Origin of the sequence: Skermanella sp. TT6 (assembly GCF_016653635.2) — a bacterium.
Lineage (GTDB): Bacteria > Pseudomonadota > Alphaproteobacteria > Azospirillales > Azospirillaceae > Skermanella > Skermanella cutis.
On sequence record NZ_CP067420.1, the window covers coordinates 144,101 to 161,125 of the forward strand.

Annotated in this window: 13 protein-coding genes and 2 pseudogenes; 7 read left to right on the plus strand and 8 right to left on the minus strand. The window is 62.0% G+C overall.

The annotated features are described in order from the left end of the window. Positions 1 to 104: 104 nt before the first annotated feature. The 4 genes from IGS68_RS00640 to IGS68_RS00655 all read right to left on the minus strand — a co-directional run bounded on the left by IGS68_RS00640 (position 105) and on the right by IGS68_RS00655 (position 5,411). A complete protein-coding gene (locus IGS68_RS00640; protein WP_201076548.1) occupies positions 105 to 2,051 on the minus strand; it encodes a Z1 domain-containing protein in 1,947 nt (648 codons plus the stop codon). Next, complete coding sequence (locus tag IGS68_RS00645; protein ID WP_201076549.1) at positions 2,048 to 2,485, minus strand: hypothetical protein; 438 nt, start codon at positions 2,483 to 2,485, stop codon at positions 2,048 to 2,050. Before IGS68_RS00645 ends, IGS68_RS00640 begins: the two co-directional genes overlap by 4 nt. Positions 2,486 to 2,664: 179 nt before the next feature. Continuing rightward, positions 2,665 to 5,157: a hypothetical protein gene (locus IGS68_RS00650; RefSeq protein ID WP_201076550.1), complete on the minus strand. Its 2,493-nt coding sequence runs from the start codon at positions 5,155 to 5,157 to the stop codon at positions 2,665 to 2,667. Between the two features lie 23 nt (positions 5,158 to 5,180). Further along, the gene (locus IGS68_RS00655; RefSeq protein WP_201076551.1) at positions 5,181 to 5,411 is read right to left on the minus strand and encodes a hypothetical protein; all 231 of its coding nucleotides are present in this window, start codon (positions 5,409 to 5,411) and stop codon (positions 5,181 to 5,183) included. Between the two features lie 297 nt (positions 5,412 to 5,708). Here IGS68_RS00655 and IGS68_RS00660 point away from each other — a divergent pair, with 297 nt between their 5' ends. After that, positions 5,709 to 6,947 (plus strand): DNA cytosine methyltransferase, encoded by a 1,239-nt coding sequence (locus IGS68_RS00660; protein WP_201076552.1) that lies wholly within the window; start codon positions 5,709 to 5,711, stop codon positions 6,945 to 6,947. Here IGS68_RS00660 and IGS68_RS36245 read toward each other — a convergent pair. The 3 genes and pseudogenes from IGS68_RS36245 to IGS68_RS00675 form a co-directional block, all read right to left on the minus strand. Continuing rightward, a complete protein-coding gene (locus IGS68_RS36245) occupies positions 6,902 to 7,471 on the minus strand; it encodes a very short patch repair endonuclease (RefSeq protein ID WP_371821868.1) in 570 nt (189 codons plus the stop codon). The two genes, IGS68_RS00660 and IGS68_RS36245, sit on opposite strands and share 46 nt — an antisense overlap. 200 nt (positions 7,472 to 7,671) lie before the next feature. After that, positions 7,672 to 8,185 (minus strand): annotated as a pseudogene (locus IGS68_RS00670) (IS630 family transposase); the annotation flags it as partial. Positions 8,186 to 8,276: 91 nt separating this feature from the next. Further along, entirely contained in the window at positions 8,277 to 9,881 is a 1,605-nt protein-coding gene (locus tag IGS68_RS00675) for an ISL3 family transposase (RefSeq protein ID WP_201070890.1), read from the minus strand. A 228-nt stretch (positions 9,882 to 10,109) separates the two neighbouring features. On the opposite strand from IGS68_RS00675, the gene istA reads away from it, so the two are divergent. Next, a complete protein-coding gene (istA, locus tag IGS68_RS00680) occupies positions 10,110 to 11,387 on the plus strand; it encodes an IS21 family transposase (protein WP_201076556.1) in 1,278 nt (425 codons plus the stop codon). Then, positions 11,384 to 12,262 (plus strand): IS21-like element helper ATPase IstB, encoded by an 879-nt coding sequence (gene istB / locus IGS68_RS00685; protein WP_201076558.1) that lies wholly within the window; start codon positions 11,384 to 11,386, stop codon positions 12,260 to 12,262. Before istA ends, istB begins: the two co-directional genes overlap by 4 nt. 65 nt (positions 12,263 to 12,327) lie before the next feature. On the opposite strand, the pseudogene IGS68_RS00690 reads toward istB, so the two are convergent. Next, positions 12,328 to 12,762: pseudogene (locus IGS68_RS00690) on the minus strand (helix-turn-helix domain-containing protein); the annotation flags it as partial. Here IGS68_RS00690 and IGS68_RS00695 point away from each other — a divergent pair. The 4 genes from IGS68_RS00695 (at position 12,709) to IGS68_RS00710 (ending at position 17,017) form a co-directional block, all read left to right on the plus strand. After that, positions 12,709 to 13,086: a LexA family protein gene (locus tag IGS68_RS00695; protein WP_201076562.1), complete on the plus strand. Its 378-nt coding sequence runs from the start codon at positions 12,709 to 12,711 to the stop codon at positions 13,084 to 13,086. The pseudogene IGS68_RS00690 and the gene IGS68_RS00695 sit on opposite strands and share 54 nt — an antisense overlap. 319 nt (positions 13,087 to 13,405) lie before the next feature. Continuing rightward, positions 13,406 to 14,620, plus strand: a complete 1,215-nt coding sequence (locus IGS68_RS00700; protein ID WP_201076564.1) for a DNA cytosine methyltransferase — start codon at positions 13,406 to 13,408, stop codon at positions 14,618 to 14,620. Then, on the plus strand, positions 14,610 to 15,767 hold the full coding sequence (locus IGS68_RS00705) for a DNA cytosine methyltransferase (RefSeq protein WP_201076566.1): 1,158 nt from the start codon (positions 14,610 to 14,612) through the stop codon (positions 15,765 to 15,767). Before IGS68_RS00700 ends, IGS68_RS00705 begins: the two co-directional genes overlap by 11 nt. Continuing rightward, positions 15,764 to 17,017: a hypothetical protein gene (locus tag IGS68_RS00710; protein ID WP_201076568.1), complete on the plus strand. Its 1,254-nt coding sequence runs from the start codon at positions 15,764 to 15,766 to the stop codon at positions 17,015 to 17,017. Before IGS68_RS00705 ends, IGS68_RS00710 begins: the two co-directional genes overlap by 4 nt. The last annotated feature ends 8 nt before the right edge of the window (positions 17,018 to 17,025 follow it).

Sequence of the window (17,025 nt, forward strand, 5' to 3'; positions counted from 1 at the left end):
CGGAGCCCGACAGCGATTAGCGGCTTGACACCAAAAACCCCATACAAGCAGTTACGGTGACGAATACCGCCTTTGTCACTGCACGACCTATGCCGAAGGTGGCTTCAGATCGCGAACGCGAAAGCATAGCTGCCATCGGGAAATCGGAACTGCGGCCACCATGCCTCGTGCGCGCCACTCTTGTTGTCGGTGCGTAGCAGGAACAGCGTCGCCTTGTCCTTCGGCGCTTTCGCCTCCTCGCCGCCAGTCAAGATGCCCTGGGTTTCGTGGCGGTTCTCCTTCAAGCCGCGTCCTCGGTCCACGTAGACGTACGCGGTCTTCTGCTTCCGTATGCCCGCCAACTGGTCGAGCGATTTCAGGATCGCTTCGGTGTCCCAAATCTTCTGCGCGGCCGCCGGATCGGGCGCGGTGGCCTCGATCAGCGCCTTGACGTCGGCAATCGGCAATTCGACGCAGGTCTTGTCCGCGACTTTCGCCAGCATGCCGTCGATACGGGCAGTGGACGCCTTCACCGATGCGTCCCGCAGCACGTTGGCCGGATTGTAACTCTTTCCGGCGGAATAGACGCCAAGCGTCCCGGGCGCCAGGATATTGCGTCTAGTGGGACTAACCCCCCCGTCCAGGTATATGCCCCGGAAATGCTCGGTCGAGGTGCTCGAGATGAGTTTGCGCAGGCCATCCTCCATCTCGTGGATCGCCTTGAACACGAGATGGAGCTGTGGCGGGAGGAACAGCCTCAGCAGCCCAATGTCCGTCCTGCGGTACCCGTACATACGGGCGTGCTGAAGCACAGTGTCGGCCTGCTTTACCTTGGGGTTGCGCCCATAATAGCTGACCAAAAGGTTCTTGATGGTCACACCACGGCCGAGTTTGTTGCCGCCGACAAACAGGTTGTACGGCGATTGGAGCGCGACGTCCTCGTCCGTTTCGCCGTTAACGAGCTTGACCGCGATGCCGGGCGACAGGAATTCGATCTCGTCGACGATTTTCACGAAACTGAAAGCAGCCAGCCCTGTGTCGGTCTTCGCCAGGTCGTCGTAGCCGTTCTTCAGCCGGTTGATCGTCTTTTTGTCCTTCGCCTTGAGCTTGTTGGACAGGTCGACCTTGTACTGTCGGAGCAGTCCCTCGATGTGCTTGTGGTCGGCCTTCCTGGTGCTGACGTGGCAGAGGAACGCGCTCTTCTGCTCGGTATCCTGGAGGCGCTTGTAGGTGGCGGCGACCATGAATGTGTCGAGCGCCCGCAGCAGAGACTTTGGGATCGTCGGATTGGCTGCGGGCTGGTTCCCCGCGGCTATGGCGGTGATGTCCGTGATGTCGAACTCGCGCACGAGGTCGGCCTTGCCGCCGAAGAAGTCCTCCCCCCCGACGTAATCCTTGCCGGGATGGCTTAGTACCGTGAACTGTGGTCGGAAATCGTGTCCAGGGCTCTGGAGGAAAAGGGCCTGCGGGGTCGCAGTGACCTGGAGGTACGTGTTCTTGTCGAAGAACTTCCGGAGCGCCCCGATGTGTCGATTGATCTCGCTCCTTGTCCCGTCGGCCTTGGCCTCCTTGGTGTTCAGGCTCGCCTGGTCGGCCTCGTCGTCGATGATCAGGCTGGTCAGACCTTTGATGTTGCCCTTCTTGAAGTTCTCGATAAGCGTGTCCAGGATGCTAGCGTTCTTCGTTGTAACAATGGCGCAGGTCCCGTGCTTCACGCGTTGGATGAAACTGTTGTAGTCCTTAAAGTCGGGCTTGGCGATGATGTCCATGCCGGGGAATGCTTCCCTGACCCTTGCCAACGTCTGGTCGTAAAGTGGGTCGTTGTCGGAGGTCAGGACGATGACGGCCTTGTACCCCTCGTCGGCGCCGATGGCGCCAGTTACGGTGAGGACGCCCGTCTTGCCGCTCTGGACCAAGCCGTAGATCAACCCGTTGATCTCCTCCTTGCCTCCGCTGAGCGGATCCACCCACTTGCCCATCACCTGCTCGGCGGTGTCCACGATGTCCTTGACCTCGTTTGGATTGCCGATCTGCTTCTCCAGAAGCGCGCGGATTTGCTCGCGGTGTCTCATGTCAAGTTCCTTTCGGGTTCCAAAATCCGCCCCCACAAGGAGGGAGCGACCTTTTTGTCCAAAGCTCCGCCCGGACCGCGGATTTCGTAGTGCTCGCCATGTTTGCGGAAGCACGATATTCCGATGGCGGCCTCGCCTTCTCCAGCGATGGTCCGGAATGCTTCGTAAATCAGCGTCGCCACCCCGTTTTCAGCGCACACCAAGCCGATCACTAGCGGCCCTTCGGCCGCCTTGCCGCGCATCAGGGCCCTGTGGTGGGACATGAACGTAAACTTCCACGGCCCGTTGTGGGTGGCTGTGTACTTCAGGAGGACGGTGACGCTGCCGTTGAACAGGTAGAACGGCGGGTCGTAAACAATGCTCTTGACGTGCCCGGAACGGGCGAGCATCTGGATGGCTGCCCCTTCGTAGAACGCCTCCTTGTAAATCGGCATAGCTGAACGCCCTAATCCGCAGGAAACCCCGGTTGCCACGCCCCTGCGCCGTGCGAACGGCTGCCTGCGGAACATGATCCGGCACCCCCGCCCCCTTTCAATTGCGGCGGCAAGGACACCAAAAACACAAAAGAAATCCAATCGATTCTACCCCGACACTCAATTTAGGCGAGCAAACCTCACTCCACTTCGACGGTCGCCTGGACGGACTTGGCATCGATGATCTTCGGAAGATTGTCGGCCAAGGCCAGGACTGTCGAGGACGCCCCGCGCGCCACCATCTGGCGGAACTGGTCAGCGTATTCGGCGGCAGCGGCGTTCGCTCCCATCGCCTGCATGGCGTTCTCGCAGCCCAGCATCAGGATGAGCATGCCCAAGACGTACTTCTGGGTCACGACCTCCTTGGCTACGTCGCCGCGCGCCTGACGGCGGTAGGTGAGGTGGTAGTAATTGTCGTAGTTGATCTTGTAGAGGACGCCCGACTCACCGAGATCGACAGCGATGCCTCCGTCCTGGTCGGAGAAGCCGTTGGGCCAGGCTTCCGTGACCTCTCCCGCGATGCTCCGACCGTCGTGGGTCATCAGCCTAAAGGGCGGCAGGCCGTGGGTCGGAGCAGGCTTGCCAGAGCCGCTGGCGTTGCTGTCCCCACCCTCGCCAGCCTTCTTGGCCTCGCTGTTGGTGGTCTTCGGCTTGGCGGTACTGGCCTCCTCGTCGACGATGCGGATTTCCATGTCAGCTTCGACAAGTTCCGGCATCCAGTTGTCCTTGAGGCCCATCTTGAACTTGAACGTCTGTCCGACCTCTACTTCGTCCTCGACGGGGCGGAAGTACAGCGTGAGTCGGCCGTCCTGAAGATGCTCCCGGATGCCGAACGACTTGAGCACCTTGTCGTCCAGCAGCAGCTGGCCCGGGTTGTTGGCCCTTTGAAAGTACCCATTCTCAGCGTCGGTGCGCGCCGCCACCAGCCGGGTGCGGTTGATGGGGATGTCAATGACGCCGCTCTTCCGCTTCTCCTCGAGGCGAATGAACGTGGGGCTCGGCTTGCCTTCGAACTTGCCCTTGCCCACTTCGCCGCCGTTCTCGCCGCCTGTGGACAGCAGGTGGACGAACGGCTTAGGCGCCTTCGCGTCGAGCAGATTGGCGAGGTTTTTGTCCACGTCTATCAGCTTCTGGAGGAGCGAGCGCTGCCCAGCAGCGACGGACGCCTCCATCTCCTGGCGGGCGACCTCGTTCTGGAACTTGCTCAGCGCCTCCGACTCGGAGATCGCCTTCTGGACCTCCTCCTTGTAGCGCTGTCCGACCCCGTTCTCCCGGATATTTTCCCGGTCGCCCTTCCAGATGTCGTTATGCGCCTCAAAGTTCAGGTTGCTGGCGTCGACTATAACGGCGGCACGGTCCTTCAGTGCGGGGAAGCCGCAACTCTGACTGATGAAGCCGCGGGTTTGCTTGTACTGTACCTGGCCGTTAACCGCATGGAAGACGCGGTAATTCGTCTTAGCCAGCCACTCAGGCAGCCGGCCGCGCTTCAGGGGGATGAAGCTGATCTCGATGGTGCCCAACTCCGGATCGCGGACGGTGCCGACCGCTTGCCGAGGGTCGCCCGCTGCTTCTGCGGCTTCGTCATCGTCGACGATGTCGGTTTCGGCGTGCTTGCGCAGCAGCAGATACTCCATGCCGTAGAAGCGGCGGACGTCGACGCCCATCGCACGATCGGAGCCGCGCGCCTCCGCCTTGGCCTGGGTCTCCGCCGTTCTAGCCGTCCACCGGAAGTCCAGAATACGAAACGGCAGAATAGTCTCGGTCAGGTTCTCGTTCAGCGCCTCGCGGGAACCTTTCATCGACATGTATTGGTGGCCGATCTCGTAGTCGTAGAGCTTGACGACGGTGCCGGTCTTCAGGATAACCTTGTCGTACTTCTTGCCCGAGGCCGTGGTGAACGGCACAAGCATATCCGCCTTGAACTCGGGTATAGCGCCGCCCGGCAGGACAAAGTAGTCGACGATCGGCATGCCGCCGACGGGCCGCTTGCGCAGCAGGGTCCACCCCCACCCGGTCTCGCCGTCGTACCGGCGGGAAACGATCAGCTTGAACCACCGCTTGCCGCAGTAGGTGAGGACACCAGACGACCCCATGTTGTACTTGCCCTGGACGAAGGGGATATCCTTCTTGTTGCCCTCCGACAGCGACAGGAATGTCCGCTCGAAGTCCTTGGGCGCCTGTCCCTCGCCGTTATCGACAAAGGTGTAGCAGGGCCTGCCGTGCTTAGCGCTCTTGGCCCCCGTCACACCGATGATGAGGTTCTTCTCGGCGAATTTCCGGAGATCTTTCTCGTCGTCGACGTCGACGATGCGCCCGCCTCGCAGGCCGATGAACCCGGCCAACCGGTCAACCGCTTCGTACATGGTCTGCGGCGCGCTTACGGACTTGGGATCGACGCCCTGTTGATAAGCCAGCTTCATGAGGACGGCGTCCACCATGTTGGTCATCAGTTCGGTTAGCGCCTTGCCCCCGGTCGACGCCTGATTGGAGACGATGTTGAAGTTCGTTTCCCGCCCGTTCAACGGCCTCCAGTTCTTCTGGTTGTTCATCTCGGGGACGGAGTCTATGATTCCCTGAACCGCCGCTTCACTGTTCGCCGCGAGTATCTTTAAGCAGATTTCTTTGGAGTCCATGCTCCAGCCCCCCAGTCTTTAGGTTAGTCCAAGGAAAACACCTTTTCCTCACGCCCCTTGCCCGCCAGCTCGAACCGCTTCCGGCAGGCGTTCATTTCGTCCTGTAATGCGCGAAAAATCTTGTTCACATCATCGTCGGTGTAGTCGTAGTTGGACCTATTCGCCAGGTTTCCGATCAGCTGTATGTCCTTCAGCGCTCTAGTTACACGCTTGGAAGCGAGTTCCTTGAACTTTTCTCGGTCCTTTTCACGCATAACCGCACTCCCTACCCGTACATGCACATTTTGTACGTACATCCTGCCCGTTAAGCAACAGTAAAATTCAAAAATTTCACTTGAGGTACGGCGTCAGCGCGCTCGTAGCCTTCCGACGCTGACCGACAATCTACCAGCTCTTGGGCCCGACCATCCCGGACAGCCCCAAACCTATTGCCGTCAGATGGTTAGGGCGCTAGATTGATGCTCCCGGCGATCAGCGGCTTTTCGCGTAGAGTCGGGCGGTCGGCGGGACGGTGCTCCTGCGGCCGCGGGCGGTTGTAGGGAGATGGTGAGATGTCCAAGCGCGCAGGAGAGCAGGCAGTTTTGCCGAAGTTCCTGGCCGTAGATTTCTTTTGCGGCGCGGGCGGAACGACTTGCGGCCTCATAGGGGCCGGAGGTTACGTCATTGCTGGCGTCGACAAGGATGCCCGCTGTGCCCAGACTTATTCTGAGAACAACGTCAACACGTCGGTCGACTACACTGCCTCCCGGTTCCTGCAATTCGACATCTTCCCGAAGTCGGAGGATCATCCGGATGGTCAGCAGGAGGAGCTGCGCGAGGAGCTTGGAAAGCTGATCGCGTACTACCGTAGCAAGGCCCGTGGCATCCCGTTGTTCTTCGCCATCTGCGCTCCGTGTCAACCGTTCACCAGGCTCTCCCGCAAGGAGATGAGCGACAAGCGCAAGGCCCGGCGCGAGAAGGACATTAGCCTGCTGGCCGAAGCCTCCAAGTTCGTGGAGTGGTTCAAGCCGGACATAGTGCTGAGCGAGAACGTGTCCGGCATCCGTGACCCCAAATACGGCGGCGTCTGGGACCAATTTCGCGCACGTCTCGACGAGTTGGACTACGTGACCGGCAACAAGGTGGTCTGCACCAGCGATTTTGGCATCCCGCAGTATCGGCGCCGGAGCATCCTCGCAGCGGCCAAGCGCGAAGTGGTGAAGGCGGACAACTTGGCCGACATAATGGGTCATGAATTGCTGTTGCCCGAGAGCGACCCCGACGCCATGCACCTCTCGGTCGAGCGCGCCATTGGCCACTTCCCGCCACTCGGCGCCGGGCAGGTCCATCCCGATGTCCTGAACCACCGGACACGCGGACTGAGCGAGTTGAACCTGAAGCGCATCGCGTCCGCCGCGCCCGGCCAGTCCAACGCCTATATGGAAAATACTGAGTTCGGCGACCTGTCCCTGGACTGCCACAACAAGGTAAACGGTAAGCTCGGCCAGCGGTGCTTCTCGGACGTCTACACTCGGATGGAACCGCGCCGCCCGTCGCCGACGATCACCACCAAGTGCCACTCCATTTCCAATGGGCGCTTCGGCCATTACGATACCGCCCAGAACCGTGGCATCTCCCTGCGTGAGGCGGCGGCGTTGCAGAGCTTCCCCGACGACTATGTCTTCTACCCGCTCGACCAGATCGAACCGGTGGCGCGGATGATCGGCAACGCTGTACCACCCAAGCTCGCCAGGTTTTACGCCGACTACCTGGCGACCTCGGTTGACCGGGAGCGGCTGGCCGCACGCTGACGGGTACGGGACATCTCCAGCTTTCGCACAAGCAGTTCAGTCGACCGCTTCAACTGGCACCCCCACACCGTCCAGACGCGCCATCCGGCCATGCGCAGCGCTGCAGCGACCTGGGCATCCCGGCGGACGTTGCCGTCGATCTTCGCCTGCCAGAACTCCTCGTTGGTCGCTGGGCGCCGTCCCCGGCGGCATGAATGCCCGTGCCACAGGCATCCGTTCACCCTGACGATAATCCGATAGCGGGGCAGGACGATGTCTGGGCGACCAGGCAGATCGGCGACATGGAGACGATACCGAAATCCCGCCTTGAAAAGGGCTCGACGGACAAAAATTTCTGGCTTCGTGTCGCGCCCGCGGACTCGGGACATGATTTCTGATCTCTTTGCGCTGTCAAATCTGTCCGTCATGGTTGATTCCCGGGCACCTGCACATCGGACCACCAAGTGTTCTGCAACCTGAGTGGCTCTCCGTTGCATACCTTGGTCCATGCGCTGCTCCGCAGTCAACGTGGCGGCCCCGCACATCGGGCACTCGTCACACTCGAGTGCCAGGGCCTAGACCGGTTTGCCAGAAGGTGATTTGGCGTCGATGAAGTTGGACACCGGATTGTCCATATGGAAGAAGCGATGGAAAATCCGAAGAACACCCCCAGCTGCGGTTCTTCCGCACTCATATGAGGAAAAGCCGGTCAAGAGCAGAAATTCCTGACACTCTCGGCATTGCCGCGCAGCACGCCGATTTCGATTTCGACCATATTGAGCCAACTGGCGTGCTTGGGTGTGAAGTGAAACTCGAGGCGGCGCAGGATCCGGCGCGCCTCGCATGCGGGAAATGCCTCGTACAGCGCGCTGGCCGAGTGCGTTGACAAATTATCCAGCACCACCCGGATCTTCTCCGCCTCGGGATGGTGGTCGTCAACCAGATCGCGCATACACTCGGCGAAGTCACGACCGGTGCGTCGGTCGGTGACCTTGATCGCCCGCTAGGGGGCGGTGGGCGTCGAGGAAGACGAACAGGTTGGCGGTACCGTTGCGCCGATACTCGTATTCATTGCGCTCCCGCTGGCCTGGCGCGGCCGGGACTGGCTGGCGCGCCTCGCCGATCAATTGGGTTGGGCTTTCGTCGAAGCAGACCACGGGTCGGACCGGATCGGGCTTTTCGGCATAGAGGTCGAGCACATCCTCCATGCGCGCGACGTACTCGGCATCGACGTGCGGGATGCACCACATGTCCCGGCGTCACGGCTGTAAGTGCCGGGTGAATACTGGTCCATCCGCATTCCCGGTGCACAAGCGGCAAGTGCATTTCCACGTCATATTTTCTCCGATGTCATGCGGCCTCCAGAACCCGATAGCGCAGCAGGTCGAAGCCGGCCCGCCCGCACATGGTACGCTTGATCGTCTTGAGTCGACTGACCTGACCTTCCACCGGGCCGCTGCTCCACGACAGCGACAACCCGGCCCGGACCGCCGCCAAGTCCCGTTTCAAGCCGCCGGCAAACCCGGTCAGCGCCGTTCCCTGCGCTGCCGCGAGCCACGGATCCAATCCGTCGGCCCGCCTCTCTCGGACCATCGCGCGAAACTCCCGCGCCAGCGCGATCACCACGGCCAAGTCCGGCGATCCGGCGAGCAGGGCCTCGACGAACTTCCCTGCGGTCTCGTCGATCTCGTTGGCATCGGCCACCACCAGCCACGCCGCGCGCCGGCCGGAGGGCGCCTTCCAGGCGGTCGTAGACGACTCCAGGTCGGCAGGCCCGGCACCGGTGCCCCGCAGCCGGCGCCGAACCCATTCCTGCACGGTCTTGGGTCGGCCCGAATAGCCCCGGTCGCGGATTTCCCGCCACAGCCGGGCGGTGTTGGTGCAGCCCTCGGCCCAGCGTTGCCGCAGGTACTCGGCATGGCGGTCGATTGTGCTCCCATAAGCCGGTTTGCTCCACGACGGAGGCCGGCCCGCCCGCAACCATGTCCGGATCGTGGCGCGGTCCAGGCCAGTGCTGCGGGAGATAGCACTCTGCGACCAGCCGCGGGCGTGCAGTGCTGCGACTTCCTCGAAACGGGCCTGCCGCGCCGCCCGCTTGTCCAGCGTGCGCTGCTGGCTGCGGGGCAGAGGCCGGGGCTCCGGCGGAGCGTTGGGAACCGGAACCGTCGTCACCGCCGTGGCTGCCTTGGTCGCAGTGCGGATGGCCCGGTGATGCCGGTCGAGAACGCCGGCCAGGGCGTCGCCGAGATTGCGCAGAAGATGCCAACGGTCAGCCACCTGGACCGCGTCCGGAGCTCCGGTCCGGGCGCCGTCGGCATAGGCACCGGCCCGGTCTCGGGCAACGATCTCCACGCCGGGGTGTGCCTTCAGCCAGGCGGCAACTGTTTCTCCGTCGCGATCGGGCAGCAGGTCGATGGGGCGGCTGCGCTCCAGATCGACGATGAGGGTGCCGTAGCGCCGGCCACGCCGCCAAGCCCAATCATCGATGCCGACGACGCGCGGGGTCGGTGCCACCGGGAGGGGAGCCGCCCGGATCAGGCGCAGCAGGGTGTCGCCGCTGACCGGCATGGCGAGGCGGTCCGCTAGGCGGGCGCCCGACTCGCCTCCGGCATGTAGGGCGATGCGGCGTTGCGCCTCGGCGAGGCGGACGGTCCGCCGAACCCTCGGCAGGGCCACCTCCGGCAGGCGCTCGGCGAAGATCCGGCGCGGGCATCTTGGGGCGGAGCAGCGAAAGCGACGGACCTGAAGCTCGAGATGGCCGATCCTCCCCTGCCAGGGGAGATCCCCAAGATGCCGGATGTAGCGGCTGTGGACGCGACGCGAGTGGCGCCGGCACAAGGGACAGGACGCCGTGGCGGCGCGAGCACGAACGGCGACGACAACACGATCAGGGCGGACGACGACCCGCTCAACCGCGAGACCGGCGGGCAGCAGGGACAGCAACGAACTGGACACGGAGAAGACGGCACTCTCGGGGGAAAAGCGTTTCCCCTCATATGGTTATCCTCACCCTCTGGCGCACTCGCCCTGCACCGGGAATGCGGATGGACCTGAATACTCCTCAGATCGGGCGGATGAACTTTCCCCAGGCTGACGCAACGGCACGGCTCCGGAGCAGGCGCCTCGGAACCGTGTAGCCGCCCTTGGCCCATAATCCCCTCAGTCGATTGAGGGAGGGCGTGGGTGGTCACACTTGGGGAACTCGTCATGATTCTCGATCTCGCCCGCCAGGGGTTGAGCGTGTCGGCAATCGCGCGCCGGACCGGCCTGGATCGCAAGACCATCCGCAAGTACATCGCCAATGGGCTGGAGCCGCCCGCCTACACGCCGCGGCCCCCGCGGCAGACCCTTGTCGGCCCCTTTGAACCCTACCTGCGGGAGCGCCTCCAGGCCTTCCCGGAACTCAGCGGCCGACGTCTGCTCCGGGATATCCGCGCGCTCGGCTACCAGGGCGGCTATACCGTGCTGAAGGATTTCCTGCGCACCGTCCGGCCCAGGCCCGAGACACAGTTCGAGCGCCGGTTCGAGACACCGCCCGGCAAGCAGGCCCAGGTCGATTTCGCCTTCTTCAAGACCGTGTTCACCGACCAGCCCGACGTCGAGCGGATCGTCTGGCTGTTCTCGATCGTGCTCGGCCACAGCCGCATGATGTGGGCCCGCTTCGTCGCCCGCCAGGATCTGCCGACCGTGCTCCGGTGCCACATCGCCGCCTTCGAGGCGTTCGGCGGCGTGCCCGAGCAGATCCTGTATGACCGCATGAAGACCGCCGTGCTCGGTGACGTCGAGGACCCCGACCAGCCGGCCAAGGGGATCGCCTACAATGCCAAGCTCCTCGATCTGGCCGCCTGCTACGGTTTCCTGCCGAAGGCCTGCAGGCCCTACCGGGCGCAGACCAAGGGCAAGGTGGAGCGGCCCTTCCGCTATGTCCGGGAGGACTTCTTCCTCGCCCGCACCTTCCGCAATCTGGACGACTTGAATGCCCAGTTCGTCCAGTGGCTGGACCAGGTCGCCAACGTTCGCCTGCACGCCACCACCCAGCGTGTCGTCGTCGAGCATTTCGCCGAGGAGCGCGATCACCTCAAGGCCCTCCCGGCCGGTCCCTTCAACACCGTGCTGGCACTCGAGCGCCGCATCACCCGCGACGGCATGGTCTCCGTTGCCGGCAATCTCTACTCCGTGCCCGACAGCACCCGCCGGCGGACCGTCGAGGTGCAGATTACCGCCGGCGCGGTCAACATCCTGGAGGACGGCATGCTCATCGCCTCCCATCCGGCACAGGAAGGCCGCGGCCAGCGCCGGATCGCTCCCGGCCACCGTACCCAGCCGCCGCCGGCCAACAGCAGGACGGCCCGGGAGGAGACCAGGCCCGAGCCTCCTCGGGGCAGCACGGTGACACCCCGTTCGCTGGCCATCTACGACGCGATCGGCCGCCGTCTCGCCAGCCAGCAGGGTGCCCCATGACCGCAACCACCCTCGATCCGGCGGCCAGCCCCGCCACGCTCGACCGCATCCGCGCTCACCTGGTCGGTCTCAACATGCCGCGCGCGCTCGAAGTGCTGGAGCATATCCTGCGCCGGATCGAACGCGGCGAGATCTCGGCCCTGGAGGCCATCGACACCCTGCTCGGCGAGGAACTGACCCTGCGGGAGGGGCGACGCGTCAGGTCCGCGCTGAAGATGGGCCGGCTGATCAACATCAAGACCCTGGGCGGGTTCGACTTCTCCTTCCAGCCCTCGCTTGACCGCGACCGCATCATGGCGCTGGCCCAGCTCGACTTCGTCGATCGCCACGAGGCGGTCCATTTCCTCGGTCAACCCGGCTGCGGCAAAACCCATCTGGCGCTGGCCCTCGGTGTCGAGGCGGTCAAGTCCGGTCGTTCGGTCTACTTCGCCACCCTGGCCGACATCGTCAGTTCGCTCGCCAAGGCGGAGCGGGAGGGCACCCTGCGCGAACGCCTGCGCTTTCTGTGCCGGCCCCAGCTGCTGATCGTCGATGAGATCGGCTATCTGCCCGTCATCCCGGGGGGCGGCAACCTGTTCTTCCAACTGGTAAATGCCCGCTACGAACGCGGCGCGATGATCCTGACCTCGAACCGCGGCTTTGCCGAATGGGGCGATGTCTTCGGCGGCACCGTCGTCGCCACCGCGCTGCTGGACCGCCTGCTACACCATGCCGTTGTCGTTCAGATCGAGGGAGCCAGCTACCGGCTCCGCCGCCACGCCGACCTGATCCCGGACAACACTCGAACCCGATCCATCACTGCCCCTCAACCTCAACCACGCCGCCGGGGACGACCACCGAAAATGACCTCTGCCCAGCCAGACACCGACCTATAACCTGATAAACCGTCTGGGGATTATTCACCCGCCCGATCCGGGGAAGCTTCATCCGCCCTTTACAACGGCTTCAGGTCGTTCTCGGCCAGTCGGCGGCGCACCGTCTCGCGCGACACGTCATCGTGCCCGGTCAATCGCACGAGGGCGCCCGCCAGCAGGTCCAGCGTCCAGCGCGCGCGACCCTCCGGCGGCTCGGAGCAGGCGGTCGCCACCAGCAGGGCTTCCTCCCTGCCCGACAGCTTGCGCGACGTCCCCAACCGCGGCCGTTCACCCAGCGCTTCGTCCAGGTTGCCCTCGACGAAGCGGCGCCGGGTCCGATGCACCGTGGCCGTGCCGACCGCCACGGTGGCGGCGATCGCCTCGTCGCTGTGGCCCGCATCGGCGGCCAGCAGGATCTGCGCCCGCTTGACCTTACGCACGGCTTGCCGACCTCCGCCAGTCAGGGCATGCAACTCGCTACGCTCGGCTTCGCTCAGGTCCACGCGATAGCGTACAGTCATCCGGGTCTCCTCGATGCTCAAAGCCCCGATAAACCGAAGACCACCGCGATGTCACAGAGCCAGTCCGACCCGCCTTTCACGCCCAAGCAAGGGCAATACCTGGCGTTCATCCACGCCTATACCTGCATCAATGCCCGCCCGCCTGCCGAAGCCGACATGCAGCACTTCTTCGGCGTCACCCCGCCCACCATCCACCAGATGGTCCTCACCCTTGAACGCGCCGGCTTCATCCAGCGAACTCCCGGCGCAGCTCGAAGCATCAAGGTGATCGTCCCGCCCGAGAGCCTGCAGGTCCTTCACAGGCCAGAGGCCGACTCATCATAATCACTGTGCAGAGCCACTAGTCAGAACTTATTGGCTCTGGTATGACTTAGCACTTTTGGTAGGCTGCCAGAACTAGACACCCAACATGCTGTGTCCTCCGACGTTGATCAGCGGCATACGATGTGCTCTTATGTCCATCCGCCAAAGCGGGAAGCAGCAAATCACAAGGTCGGCATATGGTTGGTCAGTTATTCGGAAGGTCTAGCGGCTATTTTTTGCCGCAAATCCGCGGTGTCGGTCATGCTGTAGCCTTCCATCGGCGCTCCCCCGGCGTTGGGCATCTGAAAACTAATCGCCGTTTGGTCTTGGAGGCCGTGACGTGGGTACATTGAAGCAGATGCAGGACGCGGCAAGCATTATGGCCATTGGGGTCGTGGACTTCTTCTGCGGCGCTGGAGGAGTCAGCGCCGGTTTGCGTAGCGTCAAGGGCCATGCACGACTCCATATCGTAGCAGGTATCGACAATGATCCGTACTGCGCTCGTACATACGAGCAGATGATTGGCGTACCCTGCGACAAGACTGATATTCTCGAATTGGCAAGGTCCAAGGAACTGCTCGCCTCGAAGATCGAGTCGTGGGCTCTTGACCGCTTTGACAAGGTACTTTTGGTAGGATGCTCCCCTTGTCAGGGGTTTTCTGCCCATCGAAAGGCCGTCATGGACGGAAGCGATCCCCGCAGAAATCTATTTGAGGCTTTTTGCCAAATCGCCTCGGTAATCAAGCCCGATGCCATTCTAATGGAGAATGTTCCCGACCTTTTTTCCGTCGGGCATTGGTCCCACTTTGAGGCTGGACGCCAGCGCCTTGCTGACGCGGGCTACCAGACTCGAAGCGGCATCTACAACTTTGCGGGATTCGGTCTTCCCCAAGAGCGGTTTCGTGCCGTCGTAATGGCATTTAGGCAGCCATTCGAGCTTCCAAGCGCCCCCCTGACCCCCGATAAATATCGGACTGTTCGTGACGCCATTGGTCATCTTCCTCCTCTTTACGCAGGCGAAGCCGATAAGCGCGACACGATGCACATTTCATCTCGCCACCGGCAGAGTACGCTCGATATTCTTCGGCAAGTGCCTAAGAACGGCGGGAACAGACCCGTAGGTGTCGGCCCTGCCTGCCTCGACCGAACACGTAAGGCTCATGGCGGATACACAGACGTTTACGGTCGCCTCGCTTGGGACAGGCCTTCGGTGACGATCACGGCTAGGTGCCGGACCCCGTCCTGCGGACGCTTCGCACATCCGGAATACGATCGAGGCCTCACGACACGCGAGGCAGCGCTCTTACAAGGCTTCCCGCCAGACTATGTCTTCTGCGGCCCGTTCGACGATGGGTTTAAGCAGGTTGGCAACGCAGTATCGCCCCTTGTCGCTACCAAACTTGGAGAGTTTATAGCTGCCAAGTTGACGGACCAGGAAATCGCTTCGTTCATGAACGGAGTTCGCCCAATCGAGGTTAATGCTCCGGTTGGTCCTGGATTCGCGGTTACGATAAACGGCATCAAGAAACAGCGGGTGCGCCTGAATGCCGCTTGATTTTGAGTCATCGCTTAACGCCAGCGAAGCACCGGCAAAGTCGTCCGCGCAGGCAACCACCATTGATCTTTTCTGCGGTGCTGGCGGACTGTCCCTGGGGCTGTCCAGGGCTGGATTCAGGGTCGTTTCGGCTTTGGACAACGACCCTGTTGCCGCTCGCACATACCGACGCAACCTCGGCGACCATATCAATGTGGCCCAGATCGAGGACGTCTCGGCAGACGACATGCTTGCGCTAACGGGCATCAGGAGGGGCGAGCTTTCGCTCCTAGCTGGAGGACCGCCTTGCCAGGGTTTTTCCTTGCAGCGCCGCGGCGACAGAAAGGATCCTCGGAACGGTTTGGTCCTTGAATTCGTCCGTCTCGTTGAGGAGCTTAGGCCTCAGCTTTTCCTTATGGAGAACGTGGGCGGGTTACTAAGCAAGCACGGCAAGCCTTTTTTGAGGGAGTTGTCCCTCAGGGCATGGCATCTCGGCTACGTCGTTCAGGTGGCGCTCCTGGACGCCGTGGACTACGGGGTTCCGCAGTATCGCCAGCGGGCGTTTCTCGTCGGTGAGCAGTCGAACGATGGGATCGCACGCTTTAAGTTCCCGGATCCAGTTTCCCGCGCCAAGCGTGCGACAGTAAGGGACGCCATTGGCGATCTGCCGAGTCCTCTGGCAGACGGCAGCGTTCATCCCGACTTTCCTAACCATTATCGGGAGGCGCGCCTTTCCGCGCTCAATATTGAGCGGATCAAGCACGTGCCGCCGGGCGGCGGGAGGGAGCATCTACCGGAAGAGCTCCAACTCGCCTGCCATCGCAACAATCCCGGCCATCGCCACATGGACGTCTATGGACGCCTTGCATGGGACGAGCCGTCCGTCACTCTGACGGCCCGGTTCGATAGTTTTACGAGGGGCAGATTTGGGCACCCGGTCGAGCATCGGAGCCTGACAATTAGGGAGGGGGCGCGGATTCAAACCTTTCCCGACACCTTCGTTTTCGAAGGTAATCGGGAAGATGGGGCCCGACAAGTTGGAAACGCCGTGCCCCCTTTGTTCGCTCAACGTCTGGGCGATGCTCTGATGCGGCGACTATATGTTGACACGTCCTGCACAACCATCAACAGTCCAAACGATTTTGGATTGACGATGGAACTGCTGTGACACCTGAACTAGATTTTCCGCAAGCAAACGAAAACGCAACACCAGGGATGGGCGCGCAGGGCGCGGATAATCCCCCTGAAGCACAGGTGCCGGTGGATGAGCCGCTCCCGCCCGAAGCTGCCCCAGACCTGTCACTCACGACTGAAGGAACCGAAGCAGACGACCCTGAAGCCGACGAAGAGGCAGCGCTTGGCGATCGCGGTGGAAGGCCAACTGGACTCCTGCCGAACCGAACTCCAGACGGAGATCTCTGCTGGCCTACTCCTGACAGGGATTCGCTTCAGATCGGGAAATTTGAGGGAAGCTATGAGCCTAGCCGATTTATCGGTGCGCTTCTGCGGATGGATGGGCGCAACGGGCGTTCTGAGATTGAAATTCGGGAAACTATCGGCGAAAGGATAAGCCGACCCCGACGCTGCCACTTGATGGCTGAACGCATGGCCATCCTCCATCCCTTCGGTGGCATCACCAAGCTCGGCCGCCTTGGGCGAATGCTTCGGAATGCGGCTCAACCGGATGGCTTTAAGAAGATGATCGCTGGGGAGGCGCTCGAACTCCTCAAACGCTATCAGTTCAACAATCCGGCGGAAAAGGCTTTACCTCCAGAATGCGACGTACATCCCTACTATGTTGTTCTGAAAGCCACGGCCGCCTTGGATTGGAGAATCCATTGGGATGAAGTAAACCGCGAACTCATGCGAATTATGCGGGATGAGCAACTCGATCAGGCTATCGAAAACATACGTCAAGCGCGCCGTGATCCCAACTACGCTACTTTTATCGGTAGCGGCACAAACGCGTCGGGGCTCCTGAGGGCTAGAACCCATCACGCCTATCCTACTTCTTCTCTGGCCAAGACGCCCATAGGCCAGCTTTGTGACCGCGAGATGACACCGTTCCTAAAGAAGGCTGGGTTTGGAGGCATAATTCTAGAGTCGCCAGGAACCCCGGGAAAAGGTTACTGGAAAGTTCCGGAAAATATGCGCGAACTCGTCCAGCGCGCCGTTGCGGAAGCGCCGATCACTAGGGTGTTCGCATCCAAGGAAGAATGGGTCGACTGGTTCTGCGAGGGCCTTACTGGAGTTCAGGAGGGGCTCCTTGACGGCATCGAGGTCAACGAAGACGAACTTGATGTAGCTGTTCCAGTCTCGGAACTAACGTTGGAAAAGCTGAAAGCGGCCATCAGCCGCCATGATCCCGAACTTGCGTATAAGGACGAACTGCTGGGAGCTATAGCGGAATTTGGGTGACGAGGTGT